The organism is Candidatus Neomicrothrix sp. (assembly GCF_035329545.1).
GTDB classification, from domain to species: Bacteria; Actinomycetota; Acidimicrobiia; order Acidimicrobiales; family Microtrichaceae; genus Microthrix; species Microthrix subdominans.
This window is the reverse complement of the sequence record NZ_DAOLGP010000019.1, coordinates 21841-40634: the sequence shown is the minus strand read 5'-3', so window position 1 is coordinate 40634 and position 18794 is coordinate 21841. Positions and strand designations below refer to the sequence as shown.

17 protein-coding genes are annotated in these 18794 nt (G+C 67.7%); 10 read left to right on the top strand and 7 right to left on the bottom strand.

Annotated elements, in window-relative coordinates; all coding sequences use genetic code 11:
* The first annotated feature begins 271 nt into the window (after positions 1-271).
* Together PKD89_RS11680 and PKD89_RS11675 are read left to right on the top strand one after the other, a co-directional pair.
* Positions 272-490: an AbrB/MazE/SpoVT family DNA-binding domain-containing protein gene (locus PKD89_RS11680; protein ID WP_349257343.1), complete on the top strand. Its 219-nt coding sequence runs from the start codon at positions 272-274 to the stop codon at positions 488-490.
* Between the two features lie 13 nt (positions 491-503).
* Positions 504-905: a type II toxin-antitoxin system VapC family toxin gene (locus tag PKD89_RS11675; protein ID WP_289010632.1), complete on the top strand. Its 402-nt coding sequence runs from the start codon at positions 504-506 to the stop codon at positions 903-905.
* Here the strand turns inward: PKD89_RS11675 and PKD89_RS11670 are convergent.
* The 3 genes from PKD89_RS11670 to PKD89_RS11660 are packed head-to-tail and all read right to left on the bottom strand — an operon-like array spanning position 895 to position 6133.
* Positions 895-3243 (bottom strand): 1-acyl-sn-glycerol-3-phosphate acyltransferase, encoded by a 2349-nt coding sequence (locus tag PKD89_RS11670; RefSeq protein WP_289010633.1) that lies wholly within the window; start codon positions 3241-3243, stop codon positions 895-897. The genes PKD89_RS11675 and PKD89_RS11670 overlap by 11 nt on opposite strands.
* 17 nt (positions 3244-3260) lie before the next feature.
* On the bottom strand, positions 3261-4691 hold the full coding sequence (locus PKD89_RS11665) for an HAD-IB family hydrolase (protein ID WP_287380665.1): 1431 nt from the start codon (positions 4689-4691) through the stop codon (positions 3261-3263).
* Positions 4691-6133, bottom strand: coding sequence for a wax ester/triacylglycerol synthase domain-containing protein (locus PKD89_RS11660; protein ID WP_287380667.1), 1443 nt, complete (start codon positions 6131-6133; stop codon positions 4691-4693). Before PKD89_RS11660 ends, PKD89_RS11665 begins: the two co-directional genes overlap by 1 nt.
* A gap of 143 nt (positions 6134-6276) precedes the next feature.
* On the opposite strand from PKD89_RS11660, the gene PKD89_RS11655 reads away from it, so the two are divergent.
* From PKD89_RS11655 to PKD89_RS19955, 5 genes are all read left to right on the top strand, one after another.
* Positions 6277-7782 (top strand): amidase, encoded by a 1506-nt coding sequence (locus PKD89_RS11655; protein WP_289010634.1) that lies wholly within the window; start codon positions 6277-6279, stop codon positions 7780-7782.
* A 182-nt stretch (positions 7783-7964) separates the two neighbouring features.
* Positions 7965-9695 (top strand): ABC transporter ATP-binding protein, encoded by a 1731-nt coding sequence (locus PKD89_RS11650; protein WP_289010635.1) that lies wholly within the window; start codon positions 7965-7967, stop codon positions 9693-9695.
* Positions 9692-11668 (top strand): ABC transporter ATP-binding protein, encoded by a 1977-nt coding sequence (locus PKD89_RS11645; RefSeq protein ID WP_287389948.1) that lies wholly within the window; start codon positions 9692-9694, stop codon positions 11666-11668. Before PKD89_RS11650 ends, PKD89_RS11645 begins: the two co-directional genes overlap by 4 nt.
* A gap of 117 nt (positions 11669-11785) precedes the next feature.
* Positions 11786-12094 carry a hypothetical protein gene (locus tag PKD89_RS11640; protein ID WP_287389947.1) on the top strand — a complete coding sequence of 103 codons (309 nt, stop codon included), beginning with the start codon at positions 11786-11788 and terminating at the stop codon, positions 12092-12094.
* A complete protein-coding gene (locus PKD89_RS19955) occupies positions 12091-12333 on the top strand; it encodes a YgiT-type zinc finger protein (protein WP_425591249.1) in 243 nt (80 codons plus the stop codon). The genes PKD89_RS11640 and PKD89_RS19955 overlap by 4 nt, the downstream gene beginning before the upstream one ends.
* Positions 12334-12399: 66 nt before the next feature.
* Here the strand turns inward: PKD89_RS19955 and PKD89_RS11635 are convergent, their stop codons facing one another.
* Complete coding sequence (locus PKD89_RS11635; protein WP_289010636.1) at positions 12400-13470, bottom strand: DUF1214 domain-containing protein; 1071 nt, start codon at positions 13468-13470, stop codon at positions 12400-12402.
* Positions 13471-13926: 456 nt separating this feature from the next.
* Between PKD89_RS11635 and PKD89_RS11630 the strand changes: the two genes are divergently transcribed.
* Genes PKD89_RS11630 through PKD89_RS11620 form a run of 3 tightly spaced genes read left to right on the top strand, consistent with a single transcriptional unit; the run spans position 13927 to position 16867 of the window.
* The gene (locus PKD89_RS11630) at positions 13927-14763 is read left to right on the top strand and encodes an SDR family NAD(P)-dependent oxidoreductase (RefSeq protein WP_289010637.1); all 837 of its coding nucleotides are present in this window, start codon (positions 13927-13929) and stop codon (positions 14761-14763) included.
* 13 nt (positions 14764-14776) lie between these two features.
* Positions 14777-16030, top strand: a complete 1254-nt coding sequence (locus tag PKD89_RS11625; RefSeq protein ID WP_289010638.1) for a DegT/DnrJ/EryC1/StrS family aminotransferase — start codon at positions 14777-14779, stop codon at positions 16028-16030.
* 9 nt (positions 16031-16039) lie between these two features.
* Complete coding sequence (locus PKD89_RS11620) at positions 16040-16867, top strand: alpha/beta fold hydrolase (RefSeq protein ID WP_287389943.1); 828 nt, start codon at positions 16040-16042, stop codon at positions 16865-16867.
* Between the two features lie 84 nt (positions 16868-16951).
* Here PKD89_RS11620 and PKD89_RS11615 read toward each other — a convergent pair whose 3' ends face one another.
* The 3 genes from PKD89_RS11615 to PKD89_RS11605 all read right to left on the bottom strand — a co-directional run bounded on the left by PKD89_RS11615 (position 16952) and on the right by PKD89_RS11605 (position 18179).
* A complete protein-coding gene (locus tag PKD89_RS11615; RefSeq protein WP_287389942.1) occupies positions 16952-17458 on the bottom strand; it encodes a TrkA C-terminal domain-containing protein in 507 nt (168 codons plus the stop codon).
* A 134-nt stretch (positions 17459-17592) separates the two neighbouring features.
* A complete protein-coding gene (locus PKD89_RS11610; protein ID WP_287389941.1) occupies positions 17593-18003 on the bottom strand; it encodes a hypothetical protein in 411 nt (136 codons plus the stop codon).
* Between the two features lie 32 nt (positions 18004-18035).
* A complete protein-coding gene (locus tag PKD89_RS11605; RefSeq protein WP_287378808.1) occupies positions 18036-18179 on the bottom strand; it encodes a hypothetical protein in 144 nt (47 codons plus the stop codon).
* Positions 18180-18794 lie beyond the last annotated feature (615 nt).

Sequence of the window (18794 nt, the reverse complement as noted above, 5' to 3'; positions counted from 1 at the left end):
GCAGCGAACGCCTGGCTTCGACGGAGGGGGCGATCATTGGGACGGTCGACAGCGATGGCAACGCTCTCGACTCAGTGGTTGACGAGCTGCGAGGCGATGGTGGCCGCGTGGACGAGCGGGGTCGACGGCGGTTCGCTTCTGGGGACCGGGTCGTCGCTGGCCATTCGCCCGCGAAAGGGGCGGGTCGCCTACGCAGACGGGAGGGTCGCGGGTGGTAGCTCAATGGTAGATTTATGGTACGGAAACAACCATTGATCAGGCAGGCCGGTTGGTGATTCCCAAGCAGCTTCGTGACGTGGTTGGTTTGGTGCCCGGCAAGGTCGAGGTGACCGTCGATGGTGCAGCGCTGCGGATTGAACCGCTGGTTGACTCCGAATTGGATGAGACGAACGGCCTCGAGCTTGTCGATGGTCGCTTGGTGATCCCGGCGAGCGGGATGAAGCTCGACGATGCGCTGGTCGATGAGATGCGCCGTGCCGACCAGCGCTAAACGTCCGGACCGCTTGGTCGACACCAGCGTCGCGGTCGCGTTGGTCAGCGGTGATCACCCTTTTCATGTCGCAACGCGTCACTGCCTCGATGGCATGACCCTTGGCTTGTCCGGCCTTGCCGCGTTCGAGACCTTTTCGGTGCTCACTCGGCTGCCTCCGTCGAACCGGCGTTCACCGGACGTGATCTCGGCATTGATGGCCGCAAACTTCCCGGAGAACCGGTTCCTCTCGCCGGGCGCAGCAACCCTGCTTCTCGTCGGTTTGCCCGAGCTGGGAATCTCCGGCGGTTCGGTCTACGACGCGCTGGTGGCCGCAGCCGCCAAAGAGCATGGGCACACCTTGATGACCCGCGACCGCCGGGTGGTGGGTAACTATCAGCGTGTCGGCGTCACGTTCGAACTTCTCAGTACCTGACTTCGCCCCGAGCCGCCGTGCCGGGGCCGCCGACGAGATCGGGTGCGGTGTCCTCCAGGGTCATTCTCCGGAGCTCGGCCAGCCGGCGGACCCGGGCACCGAGGCGGTCGGCCAGCTCGGCTCGCCGGCGGGCGAGGTCGTCGGCGTCGGCGTCGTCTCCCTCACCTCCCAACAGTGAACGGTCGCCGAGCATCGAGTGTGCGCCGGTGAACAGCTGCTTGCCGATCGACGCACGTGTGGTGATCTGGCGGCGGAGGAACGCCTGCTCGCCCGCCCCCAGCGAGGCCTTCACCACGGCCTTGCGTTCGCCCGCCGGTTCGGCGCCCTGGTCGGCCAGCCACCTGGCGACCACCCAGTAGGCCTCGACCGAAGGCTGGAGCGTGGCGTGGGCTACCCGGGGGTTCATCGCCTCGAGCAGCTGGCGAGCGCCGTCGGGTCCCGACGCCAGCCGATCTCGCCAGGCTGGGTCGACGTCGCGAAGTTCCCGGTCGACGACGGCGTTCATCTCGTCGGTCGGCGGATGGAAGAACTCGAACTTCAACAGGTCCCGCACCTCCAACAGTTCGTCCCAGAAGGCCTCACCGACGAGCGCGGCCGAGGCCGGGTCAGCCTCGGCGGCGGCGAGCAGCGCGAGCTCGATCATCGCCCGGTTGACGAAGTAGTGGATGATCGTGTTGCGGTAGTACCCCGCGACCGGGTGCTGGGCCTCCTCGATCGAGAACACCGGTTGGTCACCATCGAGGTGGCGGGTGACGATGCCCTTGGCAAACACCAGCTCGGCCAGCGACACCAGCTCGTCATCCTCAACAGCCAGGCCCTCCGCCAGACGTACGTTGCGGCTCCGAAGCCACGACATCAACGTGCGCATGGTGACGTCGAGTTCCGCCAAGGTGAGCGCACCCGGGGCGGCGCCCATCAGCGCGGTGCACATCAGGGCCGGCAGCGTCACCGGCACCAGGGCGTTGGCCCGCCGGGCCACCTCGAAGGCGATCGATGCCACCTGCGCCTTGGTCGGCTCGGGCGCCGGACCCTCCAACACGATCGGGTCGGCCATGTCGAGGTAGACCCGACCCAGGGGTGAGCGCAGGCGCTGGAGGTAGCCGACGAACCAGCTGAGGCTCTCGGACTGCTTGGCCCGTCCCACCTCCTCGCCCGCATACTCGGCCGCCTCGCCGATCAGGTCGTAGTTGATCGACACCGGGATGAGGTGCAGGTTCTCGGTGCCGGTCGCGTGAGCTGCATCCAACGTGTACTTCAGCAGGCCGTACCGGGGCGGCATCAGCTTGCCCGTGCGGGAGCGGGTGCCCTCGAACGACCAGCTGAGCGGAAACCGCTTCTCCATCAGGTAGGCCAGGTACTGATGCAGGGCCAGCTTGTACACCGGGTTGTCGGCAAATGACCGCCGGATGAAGATGATGCCGCTGCGGCGCCCCATCGTGCCCACGCCGGCGAACGCGATGTTGAGGCCGCCCATGGCGTGGGGCGCCGGGAAGTCGTTCTCGTACAGCGTCGACAGCAGGGCGATGCCGTCGATGTGGGATTTGTGGGTCCACAACAGAGCGGAGGGATGGTCGGCCACCTGAGCCCGGGCGGCTGCGATGCGCTCGGGGTCGGTGACGATTCGCTCGTAGCCCAGCGACGTGATCTTGCGGGTGCTGGCACCCATCCAGTCGATGAAGAAGGTGGACGGGGTGGCCACCATTTCGGTGAGGTAGCGCCGAGCCTCGGCGGCCACGTCGGCTGGGTGCTTGCCCAACTCGTCGGCCCGCACGGCCACCGCCTCGCGAAACCCGGCCGACGCCTCGATGCCCGGAATGACCGCCCGCGGCACCTTGTAGCGCCGCCCGGTTTGGCGCCGCTCGGCCACGTCGAGGGTGATCGAGCCCATGCGGGCCACGAACCCACCGAAGGTCTCAGCCGGTACGCAATGGCCGTTGTGATCCGGGGCATCAACAAGGCGTTCCCGCAGCTCGCCGACGGTGGCCGAGGCGCCGGCTATCACCGTCGCCCGCTCGGGGTGGCGGGCGAGCGTCAGGCGGGCCAGCCGGGCGGACGGCCGGCGGGGATCGCCGATCAGCAGGTCGCGCAGGCGAGGTCCCGACCGTTCGGTGCCCCCGGCGGGCGTCCACATCACCCGCAGGGGCACCACCTCGGTGTGCTCGGAGGCAGCGTCCAGCCGGGCGGACAGGCCGGTGGCTTCGATCTCGCCCTCCAGATGGACAGCCATCATCTCGGCTGGGGTTGCCCCGCCAGAGCAACGACCGGGTGACCGTTGGTCGACCCACTCGCGCAGCAGCCGCTCCTCCACCTCGTGGCGCGCGTCCAACAGGTACAACACGGTGGCTCCTGGCTCGGTCAGCCCGGCCAGTCGGCCAGCGTGTCGAGGAATTGGCGTCGCACGCCCTCGATGCGCTCGGGGAGGTCGTCGAGCGTCCAGTCGTCCACCGAGATGGCGGGCAGCACCGCCACGTCGACCGTGCCGGGGTTCATCGAGGTGGCCTTGTTGCCGCCGATCAACTCGGCGTTGCGAATGACGATCGGCACCACCGGAATGCCGGCCGCCATCGCAATTCGGAAGGCGCCCTTCTTGAACGGACCGACGCCGGTGGTGTCCAGGCGCGTGCCCTCCGGGGACACGAGCACCGACAGGCCCTTGGCGGCCAACTGTTCGATCGCCTTGAGCGCATCGACCGATGCGGTGGTGTCGCCCCGGTCGATGAAGGCGATCTCCATGAACCGCCCGAACGTGCCGACGATCGGGTCGCTGCGTAGCTCGCCCTTGGCGACGGCGGTGAAGTCGCGCTTGACCACCGCCGTGGCCATGAAGGGATCGAAGCCGTTGCGGTGGTTGAAGATGAAGACGGCGGGCCGGGCGGCCTCGGCGTGCTGCTGGCCCACGATGTTGAGATGCACCCCGTTGACGGCGAACATCATCTCCACCCAGTGTTCGGACACGAAGTTGAGCGCTGCCCGCTTGTCGCCGGTGACCAAACCCAGGCTGACCCCGAGGCCGGCGATGGGCACCAGTGAACCGAGGGCGGCCACGGTCGAGAGCATCGACCCGGCGCCCCGGCTGGTCATGCGCAGGATCGGCCACCCCCGCTTCTTGGCCACCTTGCCAAGTGCTCCACCCGGGTTGGTGGGTCGGGGATTGCCCACCAGGTACATGAGGGCGAGGTCCTCGTCGCCGTCGGCATAGAAGTAGCAGTCGGCCAGATCGATGCCGCGGTCGGCAGCGAAACGCTGCACTGCGTCGGCCTTGCCCTCGCCCCAGATCACGGGCTGATCCATGGCACCGGTGAGCACACCGTCGTCGGTGGTGTAGCGGTTGCAGATCACGTGGTCGATGCCCAGGTAGTCGGCCACCGGCTGCACCTGGGGCGACGTCGCCGAAGAGCTGAGCACCACCGTGTGGCCCCGCTGCTGGTGCGCGAGCACGATCTCGCGCATCTCGGGGAACAGCCGATCGGCGATCTTCTTCTCGAAAAGGCGGAGCCCGAGTTCGTCGACGTCCTCGATGGTGCGACCCCGCCAGCCCTCGGCGCTCAGCTCGATCAGCCCGGTGACCGTTGAGCCGCCCAGGCCGCCGGTGGCCACCATCCCCAGGGTTCGCGCCAGTTCGGTAGCGGACACCTCCCGCCGCTTGAAGCGTTCCTCGGCGAAGTAACGGGCCGAATACCCGGCGATCAGGGTGCCATCGAGGTCGAAGAACGCCCCAACCTTTGCTCCCTCGGGGGAGGCAGCGATCTCGGCAACCGTGCCGGGCAGGCGTCGCTCGTCACCCATCAGGCTGCTCCGTCCGTCGACGGGGTGCTGGTGGTGGTGTCCGCCCGCCCGAGCGCCACGACGTCATCGAAGCCCCAGGCCAGCGATTCGGCGAACGCGTCGGCGTCGGTCACGGCGGCGGTGTCGAGGTTGACCCCGATGTAGCAGTGTCGGGCCTGAGACACCATGGTGACCATCATCGCCACCCCGGGCGCCGGACCGATCGGCACGTTGGAGAGGATCTTGGCTCCGGCGATGTAGCGCTCGTCCGGGTGGCCGGGGACGTTGCTGGCCTGCACGTCGATGCCGAGCATGCCTGGGCCGGCGCCCGCCAGCGCTGCGTTGGGTAACCAGGCGGCCAGCGGGGCGACCAGCCGGCCGGGGTCGAGCGAGGAGCCGGTCCGGGCGGTCAGCACCTGTTCGCGCACCTGCTGCATTCGCCGAATCGGGTCCGGCTGGTCGGTCGGCAGCGCCAGCATGGCCGACGTCCAGTTGTTGGAGATGCCCGACTCGCCCGAGGCCCGAACGTTGACCGGCATGGCCAGCGGCACCGCCTCGACCGGCACTCCCATCATGTCGTGGTAGTGGCCGAGTGCCGCCCCGATCGCGGCCAGGTAGGCGTCGTTCACAGAGCAGTCGTGCGCCTTGGCGGCGTTGCGCAGCGCCGACAGGGGCAGGTCGTAGGCGATGATGCGGCGGTGCAGGGAGCGGCCGGCCAAGAGCGGCGAGGGATCGGCTGGAGGGGTGAGGTTGAGCTTGGCAATGTTCGAAGCCACCGCCAGCGCCTGTTCCATCGTCCCGCTCGGGTCGCTGACTACCTGACCGGCGATTCCCGCCGCCTCGGACGCAACCCGCAACCCCTGGCGCAGCAGAGCGGCGGGCAGGCCACGAGCGGCCGACCGGGTGAGGTCGAGCGCGGTGACGTCCTCCGGGGTGGGAACCGGCGGCAGCGCTTCGGGCTCGGGGTGACGCTCCTCGGAGCGGATCACGCGGTCGAGGATCATCCCGCCGACCCCGTCGGTGACCGCATGGGAGAGCTTCCACACCAGTGCGCAGCGGGCGTCGCCGTCCTCGACGCCCTCGATCACCGTGACCTCCCACAGCGGTCGGTGTGGATCGAGCGGGGTCGCCTGGTCGATCTGGGCCAGGTCGAGCACCTCGCGCAGCCCGGCAGGTCCCGGCAGCGAGATCCACCGCAGGTGGTAGTCGAGGTCGAAGTCCGGGTCGATCACCCACCGTGCCGAGGCCAGCGGAACCAGCGGTGCCACCACGTGCTGGCGTAGGCGGGGAACGATGCGGCTGGCCCGATCCATGGCCAGGCGGAAGGCCGTGCGGTCCGGGACCTCGTCCAGCAACTCGACGGTCATGATGGTCGTGCGCGAGTGCGGGTCGGCGTCGGCCCGAAACATCATGTAGTCGAACGGGCTGAGCTCGTCGCTCCACTCGATCATGCCAACGTCCACGGCTCCCCCTCGTTGCGTCAAGCAAGCGTCACGATACCCACCTGCGATCTCTCATGCGCCGGTTCTTTGTGACGTGGCACGCGGGGAACCCGGCAGTGGTTCTAGGGTCGGCCGTGATCATCGAGGGTGGAACAGGGGGACATATGGGCTCGGACATCGACCGGTTGCTCGACGAACATGACGCCACGGCGGTGGCCGCTGCGATCCGCTCCGGCGAGGTCGACGCCGCCGAGGTGATGGCCGTCTCGATTGCACGGGCAGAAGAGCGCAACCCGGCGTTGAACGCGTTCGTGTCCACGCGCTTCGACCAGGCAGCGCAGGAAGCTGCGGCGCTCGACCGCGACGCGCCGTTCGCCGGGGTGCCGTTCGTGGTCAAGGACCTGGCTGCGCAGGTGGCCGGCCTTCCTCACACTCGCGGGTCACGACTTTTCGCCGATGACGTGTCCCAGTCCGACTCCGAGCTGGTGCGCCGCTACCGGGCGGCCGGCTTGATCATCCTGGGTACCACCAACGCGCCGGAGCTGGGCCTCAACGCCTCGACCGAACCGTCGCTCAACGGGCCGACCCGCAATCCCCATGGCCTCGATCACTCGACCGGCGGCTCGTCGGGCGGGACCGCTGTGGCGGTGGCGGCGGGAATCGTGCCGGTGGGGCACGGCAACGATGGTGGCGGTTCGATCCGCATTCCCTCGTCCGCCTGTGGGCTGTTCGGCCTGAAACCGTCGCGAGGCCGGGTCAGCGCTCACCCGGCCGCAACGCTGTTGGCCGACCCGATGGGTTGCCCCCACGTGCTGGCCCGCTCGGTCCGCGACTCGGCCGCACTGCTGGACCTCACCGCCGGGGCGATGCCGGGCGATCCCTACGAGATCGCCCGGCCCTCCCGGCCGTGGGTCGAGGAAGTGGGAGCGCCCCCTGGGCCGTTGCGGATTGCCATGGTCCTCACGGCGCCGGGCGGCGAGGTAGCGCACCCTGAATGCGTGGCTGCGGTCGAGGCGACGGCAGCCACGCTCAGCGAGCTCGGGCACGAGGTGGTCGAGGCCGACCCGCCCTGGTCGGTCGAGCAACTGATGATCGTGATGAGCTCGTTGATGGCCACACCGATGGCGGTGGAGGTCGATGCCCGGCTGGCCCAGCTGGGGCGAGGCCTCGCCGACGATGACCTGGAGCCGTTCAGCCGCGTTCTCTATGACTCGGCCGCCGGTACCACCGGCAAGGGGCTGGTCACGGCCCTCGTCGCCTTGGAGGAGATGGCCCGCTCGATGGGCGAATTCATGATTGGTCACGACCTGCTGTTGAGCCCGACGCTGGCCCAACCGACCCCGCCGCTGGGGTATCTCGACACGAGCAACATCGAGGCGATGTTCGAGCGGGCCGCCACCTACTCGGCGTTCACCAGCCCGTTCAACATCACGGGCCAACCGGCGGCGTCGCTGCCGTTGACCGTCGGCTCCAACGGCATGCCGATCGGCGTGCAGCTGGTGGCACCGTTCGGCCGGGAGGACCGGCTGATCGCCGTGTCCTCCCAGGTCGAGGCTGCCCACCCGTGGCCGGTGGCGCCCGCCTGGCCGGCCCGGTCCGAGGCGGGCTGGCCCGACTACGTCGAGTCGCTTGCGCACACCACGGTGAGCGGCACCGGAGGCGAACGGTAGCGACGCACCAGGCGAGCGCTGATCCGCCGAAAGCTGACAGTTGTGCCAGACGGGAATACCCTGCAGGAGGCCGTGTTGGATATTCGGACGTGTGAGGTCAGCGGCTGTGCGCCGGAGCGCCGGGCGGCGGGCCCACCCGTCGACCCGCATGGCGTTCCCCCGAAGATTCTGGTGACCCCGACTTGCTGATCAAACTTTTGCGAAACCACCTCGGCCCGTTCAAGTGGCTGCTGGTGGGCATCGTGTTCTTCCAATTCCTCCAGACGCTGGGAACCTTGTTTCTGCCCACGTTGAACGCCGACATCATCGACAAGGGGGTGGCTACCGGCGACACCGGCTACATCTGGTCGGTTGGCGGGCTGATGCTGATCATCACCTTCGCCCAGGTCGTGTTCGCTGCGGTCGCCGTGTACTTCGGCGCCAAGACGGCGATGGGCTTCGGGCGCGACGTGCGCTCCGACCTCTTTCACAAGGTGACCGGCTTCTCCACCCAGGAGGTGGGCATCATCGGCGCGCCGTCGCTGATCACCCGGGTGACCAACGACGTCCAACAGGTGCAGATGGTGCTGGTGATGGCAGCCACCCTGATGGTGGCCGCCCCGATCATGGCGATCGGCGGCATCGTGCTGGCGCTGCGCCAGGATGTCGGTCTGTCGGCGCTGCTGTTAGTGAGCGTCCCAGCGCTGGTGATCGGCATCGGCCTGGTGCTCGTCCGCCTGGTACCTCAGTTTCGGGCGATGCAGGAGCGCCTCGACGCCGTCAACGGTGTGCTGCGGGAACAGCTGATGGGCATCCGTGTGGTGCGGGCGTTCGTCCGGGAACCCTTCGAAGGGGTGCGCTTCGCCGGCGCCAACGATGATCTGACCGACACGTCGCTGAAAGCCGGCCGGTACCTGGCCTTCATGTTTCCGTTCGTCATGGTGGTGCTCAACCTGTCGAGCGTGGCGGCCGTGTGGATCGGCGGCAGCCGGATCGGTGCCGGCGACCTCGAGATCGGTCAGCTGATCGCCTTTCTGTCCTATCTGATCCAGATCCTGATGTCGGTGATGATGGCCACGTTCATGGCCGTGATGATCCCCCGGGCGGCGGTGAGCGCCGACCGCATCCAGGAGGTGCTCGACACGCCCTCCACGATCGTCGTGGCCGATCGACCCGTCGAGGCGCTCGCACGGCGGGGCTCGCTCGAGCTGCGCAACGTCGGCTTCGGCTACCCGGGCGCCGATGCGCCGGTGCTCGCCGGCATCACGCTCACCGCCTCGCCGGGAGAGACCACAGCGATCATCGGCAGCACGGGATCGGGCAAGACCACCCTGCTCAACCTGATCCCTCGGTTCTACGACGCCACCGAGGGTGAGGTGGTCGTCGACGGCGAGAACGTCCGCGACATGGTGCCCGAGCTGTTGTGGAGTCGCATCGGCATGGTGCCCCAGAAGCCCTACCTGTTCTCGGGCACCGTCGCCTCCAACCTGCGCTTCGGTGATCCTGACGCCACCGACGAACAGCTGTGGGAGGCGTTGGAGGTGGCCCAGGCCGCCGACTTCGTCGCCGACATGGACGGCGGCCTCGACGCCCGCATCGCCCAGGGGGGCTCCAACGTGTCCGGCGGGCAGCGCCAGCGGTTGGCGATCGCCCGGGCGCTGGTGCGCAAGCCGGGCATCTACCTGTTCGACGACTCCTTCTCGGCCCTCGACCTGGCCACCGACGCCCACCTCCGCGAGGCGCTGGTGCCATGGACCAGCGATGCCACCGTGGTCATCGTCGGCCAGCGTGTGGCCTCGATCCGTACCGCAGACCAGATCCTGGTGTTGGAGGACGGCGAGCAAGTGGGTTTGGGCACCCACGACCAACTGATCGAGACGTGTCCCACCTACCTGGAGATCGTGGAATCCCAGCGCGTGGAGGAGCCGGCATGAGCAACCCCACCGGTCACGACAAGCAGCCCATTGGCAACGACAAGCCCGACGGCAACCACAAGCCGGACGACTTGGCAGCGCTCGACAGCGACGCCGAAACCGGGTCGGCCCATGATCCCAAGAAGGTCGCCTCTGAGGCCCGGGCATCCGCGTCTCACGGTCCCAACCGGGCCGCTGCGGCCGGCATGCCGGCCGAGAAGCCCAAGGACCTCTCCGGTTCGGTCAAGCGGTTCGCCGGCCTGATGCGCCCCGAGCGCGCGGGCGCCATCGTGGTCGTGGCGCTGGCGATCGTGAGCGTCACCCTCACCGTGATCGGCCCCAGGGTGTTGGGCCGGGCGACCGATGTCATCGTCGCCGGTCTCAGCGGCAAGAGGGGGATCGACTTCGCCCAGCTGCACAACATCCTGATACTCGCTGCCGGGTTGTACCTGGTGGCGTGGATCCTGTCGTACGGCCAGAACTACCTGCTCGCCGGCGTCGTGCAGCGCACCATGTCGCGGGTGCGTTGCGACGTTGAGGAGAAGATCAACCGGTTGCCCCTCAGCTACGTCGACCGCCAGCCACGCGGTGACCTGCTCAGCCGGGTCACCAACGACATCGACAACGTGGCCCAGAGCCTGCAACAGACCCTGGGTCAGATGCTGACCTCGCTGTTCACCATCGTCGGGGTGCTGCTGATGATGTTCATCATCTCCCCCCTCCTGGCGCTGGTGGCGCTGATCACGATCCCGGCCGCCCTCTTTCTCACCAAGTTCATCGCCGCCCGGTCGAAGAAGCGCTTCATCGCCCAGTGGAAGCACACCGGCACGCTCAACTCCCACGTTGAAGAGGCCTTCACCGGGCACGCCCTGGTCAAGGTGTTCGGCCGCCAAGCCGACACCGAAGCAGAGTTCAACGACGTCAACGAGCAACTGTACGAGGCCAGCTTCGGGGCGCAGTTCATCTCGGGGATCATCCAGCCGATGATGATGTTCCTGGGCAACCTCAACTTCGTGGCCATCGCGGTGATCGGCGGTCTGCGGGTGGCCTCGGGGTCGATGTCGTTGGGCGACGTGCAGGCGTTCATCCAGTACTCCCGGCAGTTCACCCAGCCGCTCACGCAGGTGGCGGCGATGGCCAACGTGTTCCAGTCGGGCGTGGCGTCGATCGAGCGCGTGTTTGCCCTGCTCGACGTCGACGAGGAGTCGCCGGATCCGGGCCACCCCGCCGAGATGACCGAGCAGCGCCAGGGACGGGTGGAGTTTGCCGATGTGTCGTTCTCCTACGAACCGGACCGACCGCTGATCCGGGACCTGTCGCTCGTCGCACAGCCGGGCGAGACCGTGGCGATCGTCGGCCCAACCGGGGCCGGCAAGACCACGCTCGTCAACCTGTTGATGCGCTTCTACGACATCGATTCGGGCACGATCATGATCGATGGGGTCGATATCGCCCAGATGACCCGCCACCACCTGCGTGGCGCGATGGGCATGGTGCTTCAGGACACGTGGCTGTTCGGCGGGACGATCCGCGAGAACATCGCCTACGGCAACCTTGAGGCCTCCGAGGAGGAGATCATGATGGCCGCCAAGGCCACCTACGTCGACCGGTTCGTGCGCACGCTGCCCGACGGCTACGACACGGTGATCGACGACGAGGGCGGCAACGTGTCCGCCGGCGAGAAGCAGCTTCTGACGATCGCTCGGGCGTTTCTGGCCCAGCCGGCGATCCTGATCCTCGACGAGGCGACGTCGTCGGTCGACACCCGAACCGAGGTGCTGATCCAGCATGCGATGGCGGCGCTGCGCACCAACCGCACCAGCTTCGTCATCGCTCACCGCCTGTCGACGATCCGCGATGCTGACATCATCTTGGTGATGGACGACGGCCACATCGTCGAGCAGGGCAACCACGACGAGCTGCTGGCCGCCGGGGGCGCCTACGCAACGCTGTACAACGCCCAGTTTGCCGGCGCCGCCCGCGACGTGGTGTAGGGCGAGCAGCAAAGCCTGAGGTTCACCTGCGAAGAACCTCGATGCGGGTGGTCCCGCCGGCGATTGAATCGCGTATGTTGGAACGATGGGGCCGGGCGATAGCCAACTGGAGCGACAGTGAAGAGCCCGGTTCCTCGGCCGAAGATCTGGCGATTTGATCGGCTCATCACGGAGCATGCGTTCGACAAGCTTCGGCACATCGACTGCACGTTCGCAGAGTTCGACGCCGTCCTTGCACGGTCGACGGTGATCGAGGAAACGGTGATCTCGGAAGGGAACGTCAAGGAGCTGATCCTGATGATCGACTGGATACGTCCTCTGCATGCCGTTGTGGTTGTCGACGACCGCCGGGAGGAAGAACGAATTGTCACCGTCTACGAACCGCATGACGACCTGTGGGACGAGGGGTATCGTGTGAGGCGATGAAGCGATGCGGACAGTGTGATCAGGCGGAGAGAGTTCCGGTTCGCCGAGCGAAGCTGAGCGAGCGGAACCACAAGGTCGCCTTGGTTCTCGGGGTGCCCATGGAGGAGTGCCCCGCTTGCGGCGAGCGGTGGTTGGCATGGGACGTGGCTGAGCGTCTCGACGAAATGCTCAACAGCATGCTGGCAGGTGACATAGAGGTCGCCACCAGGCACTATGCAACCGACCTCGAGGCCGCGTAGAGCGGACGTCGTCGCGCCGGTTCCGGAGTGACGCAGGGAGTCTCGACGGCAAACCCTCTCGGTCACTTAACCGCTGAACTTGACGATGAAGCTGCTGTTAGCGGCGATCTTTTCGCCGAGCAGTACCCGGTAGGCGACCTGGCCCTTGCGGTAGCCCCGCAGCGGGATCCAGTTGGCGACGCCGGGGTCGCGCTCGGACACGGCGACGGTCACGGTGCCGTCCTCGGACATCTCGGCGGCGGCGCTGTTGATCGACGCCGGGGTGGAGCGCTGCTCCAAGGACTCGAACCAGGGGGTCGACACCACCACCGACCAGAACCGGCACGCCGGAGGCGTGAACGTGAGCGCGAGCTGTTCGTCGGTATCGAGCGTGAACCGACATCCCTGATAGGTGATGTCGGGTGTTGGGTAGAACAGCGACACCAGATCGTCGGAGACCTCGACATCTGGATCACTCTCGACCCGCGACCCCTCGGGGAAGGCCACCAGTTCGTACAGGGCGGCGTCTGCCCGGGCCTGACTGCAGATCCAGACGGCGGCGGCGTCGATCCCGGCTGCGAGGTCCGCCGGGTCGGGCAGACCGTCGATGCCTGCGCCGTCGGTTCGCTCGATCGTGATCGTTGCGGCTTGATGGTCGTGCGGATCTGAGAAGTACTCGCGCACCATGACCCAGAACGACCGGTCGTCGAGGTAAAGGCCGCCGGCGTCGTCCGTGGCGACCCCCGCGCCAACCGCGATCTCGAACGTTCCGTCAGTGGTGGTCATGTCGGTGTCGACCAGGCTCGAGACTGCGCGCACCGGTCCGCCCGGCTCGTCGCGTGAGTAGACCACCACGCCGACGTAGACGGCGTTGCCGGGCTTGATCGTCAGGGCGTAGCTGTGGGCCGACGACACCGGCATGGTCGTGTAGATCGTGTCCGGACTGTCGCCGAGAAACTTGCGGGTCGGCGACATCCACACCGTCGGCAGCGGCCGGGCCGGGTCGGCCCGCTCGACGAACAGGTCGAGGCCTGCCGAGCACAGACGCAACAGGTGCCGATGCGCATCGGCCTCCTCCGCAGCGCTGTCGAAGGGGCCCATCCCGTCGAGTGCTTCGCCCACCCGGTCGAGCAGCCGTCTCATCGCGTTGGCGGTCATGCGCGCAGGGTACCCAACCAGAACGATCGATCACGTTCTCCGGAGGGCGATCAGCGCCGCAGCGTAGGCGAAGCGGTGTGTCGCCCAATGCGCCAATATTGGGGTGTTCAGGCTCTGCGATCGCAGTTGCGCGGTGTGATGCCGTGACCACGCAGACCGCCACGGCGAGGTTGGCCGTGATGTACCAGACGCCCGGGAGCCCCAGGTTGCCGATCAGGTTCCATGCGCCGATGACCAACAGTGTCCCGACCAGCATCCGGTGATCGTCGATCGACCGGTCTGCCGTGCTGGCTGGGCGGTGATCCATCCGTTTTCCGCACAGAACGAGGATACGTGGTGCTCGGAGGGCCTCATGCGGGAGCGGTGTACGAAACCGGGTGGCTACGCTCGGGCTGTGGCACAGATCACGGTCGAGAGACGAGCCATGGGAACCCTGGTGGTAGCGAGGGGTGGACGATGAGCGGCCGGTTTTCGGGGCGTCGAGCGATTGTGACCGGAGCCAGCCGGGGCATCGGCGCCGGGGTGGCCGAGCGGTTGGCGGCGGAGGGTGCAGCGATGGCTTTGGTCGCCCGCACTGTGGAGGGCCACGATCGCCTCGTCGGCAGCCTGCAGGAGACAGCCGACCGTCTGGCCGCCTACGGCGTGCCGGTGGCGCTGGTGCCGGTCGACCTGTCCGATCCTGAGGCGCGGTCCCGGGTGGTCGACACAGCGGCCGAACGGCTGGGCGGCCCGATCGACATCCTGGTCAACAATGCAGCCGCGGCGATGTACGGCGACGTCGCCGACCTGTCGCTGAAGCGACGTCGGCTGCTCTTCGAGCTCAACGTCCACGCTCCGTTCGACCTCGCTCAGGCAGCCATCCCGGCGATGCGGGCGGCGGGGCAGGGGTGGATCGTCAACATGTCGAGCGCATCCGCCCGGTCATGGGCCGGTCCGCCGTTCGACCTCGGATCCCAGGGCGCCACCACCGCCGCTTACGGCGCTTCGAAGTCGGCCCTCAACCGCATGACCAATGGCCTAGGCGCCGAACTCCACGGCACCGGCATCCGTGTGAACACGATCGAGCCCCGGGCGGCGGTGTTGACCGAGGGCGCCGATGCGCTGGTCGGTGGCAAACTTCGGGCCGACCAGGTGGAGACCCTGGAGCAGATGGTGGAGGCGGTCGTGGCACTCTGCGACTGTCCGGCTGACGTTACCGGGGCGTCGATGGTCAGCCTCGACCTTCTCGCCGAATGGGACATCGAGGTTCGGAGCCTCGACGGCACGGCACCGGATGACAGCACCACGAACTAACAGGGGGAGATCGATGAGCAAGCCATCCGACAAGCGGATCGACTACGCAGGCAGCGTGCACGGCGAGGAGGAGATTGCCGCCGTCGTCGACGTGCTCAGCGGGTCGTCGACAGCGATGCGCATCGGCAAAAACGTTCGCAGGTTGGAGCAGTTGGTGGCGGCCACCTTCGACAAGCGACGGGGCATCATGGTCAACAGTGGCTCCTCCGCCCTGTACCTGGCCATCGAGTTGCTCCGCCCGCAACCGGGCGACGAGATCATCACCTCGCCGGTGACGTTCTCCACCGACATCTCGCCGATGGCCCGAGCCGGCGTCACCCCGGTGTTCGTCGACGTCACGCCCGACACCTACCAGCTCGACACCGATCGGCTGGAGGAGGCGGTGACCGACCGGACCACCGCCATCCTCGTGCCCAACCTGATCGGCAACTGTCCGGACTGGGACGTGATCCGCGACGTGGCCGACCGCCACGACCTCGTCGTCATCGAGGACAGCTGCGACTGCATGGGCGCCACGCTTCGGGGCACGCCGACCGGCGCCCGTGCGGACATGTCGCTCACCAGCTTCGCCCTGTCGCACATCATCACCGCCGCCGGCACCGGCGGCATGATCTGTCTCGACGACGACGAGTGGGTCGACCGGGCACTCAAGCTGCGCCGTTGGGGTCGCCGAAGCGAGGTGGCGCTGTGGGGCTCCAAACGGGGCGCCCCGGTCGAGGAGGGGGAGCGGCGGTTCTTCTCGCAGCTGCCAGACGGGCAGACCTACGACGACCTGTTCATCTTCGACGAGCTCGGCTGGAACTTTGAGCCGTCCGAGCTGTCGGCCGCGTTCGGTGTGGTGCAGATGGGCCGCCTCGACGGGTTCCTCGAGCGTCGCAAGGCCAACGAGGCCCAGCTCACCGACTTCTTCGGCGGCCACACCGAGCACTTCGTGCTGCCCCGGCTCACCCCCGACATCGACACCGCCTGGCACATGTACCCCATCCAGATCCGACCGGACTCGCCGATCGACCGGGGTGAGTTCCAGCTGCACATGGAGCGGGCGGGCGTGGACACCCGCATGGTGTGGACCGGCAACGCCACCCGTCAGCCGGCTTTTGCCGACATCACGTTCCGCCAGCCGGCCGACGGCCTGCCCAACGCCGACCGTGTGATGGAGACCGGCCTGGTGCTGCCCTGCAACCATGCGATCGACGACGACGGCGTCGCTTACATCTGCGAGACGGTCACCGCCTACCTGGACGGGTTGCCGGCGGGCGGTGCCTAGCATCCGGGCATGGCGCTCACTTCGTATCGCAACGACGGGCTGACCTTCGAGGTCGATGACAGCGGCGGTGCGGCCGAGGCGGTGGTGCTGTTGCACGGCTTCCCCCAGACGCGCACCAGCTGGGCGGGGCTGACGCCGCACCTGGTGGGTGCCGGCTACCGGGTGCTCGCCCCCGACCAGCGGGGCTACTCGCCCGGCGCCCGCCCGAAGCGTCGGCGCGACTATGCGATCGGACGCCTGGTCGGCGACGTCCTAGCACTGGCCGATGCGGCCGGACTCAAGCGCTTTCACGTGCTGGGGCATGACTGGGGCGGAGGTGCCGGCTGGGCGCTCGCCGAGGCCCATCCCGAGCGGCTGCTGTCGCTGACCTCGCTGTCGACGCCCCATCCTCGGGCGATGGCAGCGTCGATGGTGCGCAGCAACCAGGCCCTCAAGAGCTGGTACATGCTGGCGTTCCAGTTGCCGTGGCTGCCGGAGGCGATCATCGAGTCGAACGCCGGCGGCGAGCGGGTTCGTGGGGCGTTGATCGACGCGGGCATGGCCCCCGCCGAGGCGGACGACAGCATGGAACTGCTGCGCAACGGGGCAGCGCGAGGTGCCCTCGGTTGGTACCGGGCCCTGCCCTTCGCCGGCAGCCAAGAGAGTCGCCCGACCGAGGTGTCCACGCTGTACATCTACAGCACCGGCGATGTGGCGCTCAGCCGCAAGGCGGCCGACCTGACCGAGAACTACGTGCGCGGGCCCTATCGCTACGAGGTGCTCGAGGGCGTCAGCCACTGGATCCCCGACGAGGCCGCCGACACGGTGGCGCCGATGATCCTGGAGCACCTCGCCTGAGGCGGTCATCCGCCCTAATTGTCATTCAAATGTGTCCCGGCGACGTCATAGCGGCGTGTGGACCCAGTTGAAGCTGAAGCGGGGTCAGCCGGTGAAGGCGGCGGTGACCTCGTCCAGCTGGTCCTTGCGGGCGGCGATAGCGACCCGATCGCCGGCAGCCAGCGGACGATCGCCGTCGTACTCGACGACCTCGGGCGTCTGATCGCGGATCACCCCGAGCAGGACGGCCTCGGGCTGCCACGGCACGAGCAGTTCGGACGGGCGGTGGCCGACGCTGGGAGCGCCTTCGAGCACGCGCACCGTGTCGACGATCACCGTGTCGCCTGCGACCTTGGGGTCCTCGGACACGTCGATGGCAAAGCGGGCACCCAGCAGCAGTGCGCCGACCATGACCGACTGCTCCACGGTCAGCTCGGTGGTGTCGACCTCATCTGGGTCATGGCCGGGCTCGCTGATGCCGATCGACCGCTGGCCGTCGAGGTGAGCGACAACGACAAACTGTCGTCCTGGCGAGAGTTCGATCTCGAAGCGTTGCCCCACGCCGGGCAGTGCCTGCTCGCGGACGTTGATGTCCATGCTTGGGCTGCTCATTGGGCGACCCGAGCCTCGATACTCGGCAGTATGCAGTGCTCATCCCGTCGCATGGTTCGACCATAGCCCTGGCGTTTCGTAGCGGCCATCGCGGTCATGACGACCCGCAGAGGGCCGGGCGGTGGTCGAAGCGTCTACAGCCCGATGGAGTTGAGCGGTGAGTCGTTCCAGCCGTCGACGTCTGCGAAGTAGCCGAGTACGGAGCGGGAGCCGTCTTGCCATCGGCCGTGGCGGCAGACGGCGAGGAGGTCGGCGCCTGAGCAGCGGGGTTCGGTGGCGAACCCGCGGCGGAGTGAGTGTCCGGACACGGTGTTGGGGTCGATGCCGGCGTTGTCGGCGTGGCGTTTGAGGATGTGTCCGACTGCTTCGCCGGTGAGCCGCTTTCCGGGGTTGCCGTGCCGGTCGATCGTTCGGAACAGCGGCCAGTCAGGTTTGGGGGTGTCGTCGTGTTCGAGTGCCTCATCGTGGGGGAGCGTGACTCCGATGAGGGTGTGACTGGGCAGGTTTGTGTGTGGGCTCCGTGGGGGAGCGCAACGGCGGCTCATTCTGCGTTCTGGTCGGTTTTGGATCGTCGGAGTTACAGCTCGGCGCCGAGGTCGCTGACGGTGATGTCGGAGGTGTTGAGGGCGACGAGCTCGGAGCGGCGCAGCGCTCCGGCCCAGCCGACGAGGATCAGTGCCCGGTCGCGGGTGGCGGCGGGGCCGGTGCAGTGTCGAAGCATGGCTCGAAGGTCGGCAACGGTGAGCGCTTGGGCTTTGCGGGTTCGTTCACCTGCGTCGGCGCGGTCGGTGGCGGCGGTGCGGATGACCGCTCGGGCCAGTTCAGTCGATGGCGGGTCGGTTTCCGCGACGGCGTGGGCGTTGCGGATAGCGGCGACGGCTCGTGCATGGTTGACGGGGCCCGGCCGGCGTCGGCCAGATGGTTGCAGTAGCCGGCAAGTGTTTCGGCGGTTGCGGGTAGGGGAGTGCGGCCGTGTTCGGCGCACCAGGTAGAGAACCTGGCCCAGTCCCCTGAGTAGGCGCGGCGGGTTTCGGTCGGAACGGACCGCTCGAGGCGGGCCAGCGTCGACGCGCTCATTGCCCGATCGGGGCTCATCACAACGGTCGGTGTGGTGACGGTCGGCGCTGGGTTCTGAGTCACGGTAAGAGTATTACCGGGACTCAGTCGCCTAACCTCTGATCCCGTGGAATGGGCGAGGCGCTCGTCCAGCATGTGCAGAGCCGACCTGAGCCCGCTCAGCACTCCAGCGAGCGAAGCCGTCCTAGCTCCTGAGTAGGTGCAGGGGTTTCGGCTGCGACGGACCGCCTAAGTCGGGTCAGCGTCGAAACTCTTCTGT

Coding starts and splice junctions, on each gene's coding strand:
- PKD89_RS11665 (WP_287380665.1), bottom strand. CDS start 4,691: ATGGGTGACGAGCGACGCCTGCCCGGCACGGTTGCCGAGATCGCTGCC.
- PKD89_RS11655 (WP_289010634.1), top strand. CDS start 6,277: ATGGGCTCGGACATCGACCGGTTGCTCGACGAACATGACGCCACGGCG.
- PKD89_RS11645 (WP_287389948.1), top strand. CDS start 9,692: ATGAGCAACCCCACCGGTCACGACAAGCAGCCCATTGGCAACGACAAG.
- PKD89_RS19955 (WP_425591249.1), top strand. CDS start 12,091: ATGAAGCGATGCGGACAGTGTGATCAGGCGGAGAGAGTTCCGGTTCGC.
- PKD89_RS11635 (WP_289010636.1), bottom strand. CDS start 13,470: ATGACCGCCAACGCGATGAGACGGCTGCTCGACCGGGTGGGCGAAGCA.
- PKD89_RS11630 (WP_289010637.1), top strand. CDS start 13,927: ATGAGCGGCCGGTTTTCGGGGCGTCGAGCGATTGTGACCGGAGCCAGC.
- PKD89_RS11625 (WP_289010638.1), top strand. CDS start 14,777: ATGAGCAAGCCATCCGACAAGCGGATCGACTACGCAGGCAGCGTGCAC.
- PKD89_RS11620 (WP_287389943.1), top strand. CDS start 16,040: ATGGCGCTCACTTCGTATCGCAACGACGGGCTGACCTTCGAGGTCGAT.
- PKD89_RS11615 (WP_287389942.1), bottom strand. CDS start 17,458: ATGAGCAGCCCAAGCATGGACATCAACGTCCGCGAGCAGGCACTGCCC.
- PKD89_RS11610 (WP_287389941.1), bottom strand. CDS start 18,003: ATGAGCCGCCGTTGCGCTCCCCCACGGAGCCCACACACAAACCTGCCC.
- PKD89_RS11605 (WP_287378808.1), bottom strand. CDS start 18,179: ATGCTTCGACACTGCACCGGCCCCGCCGCCACCCGCGACCGGGCACTG.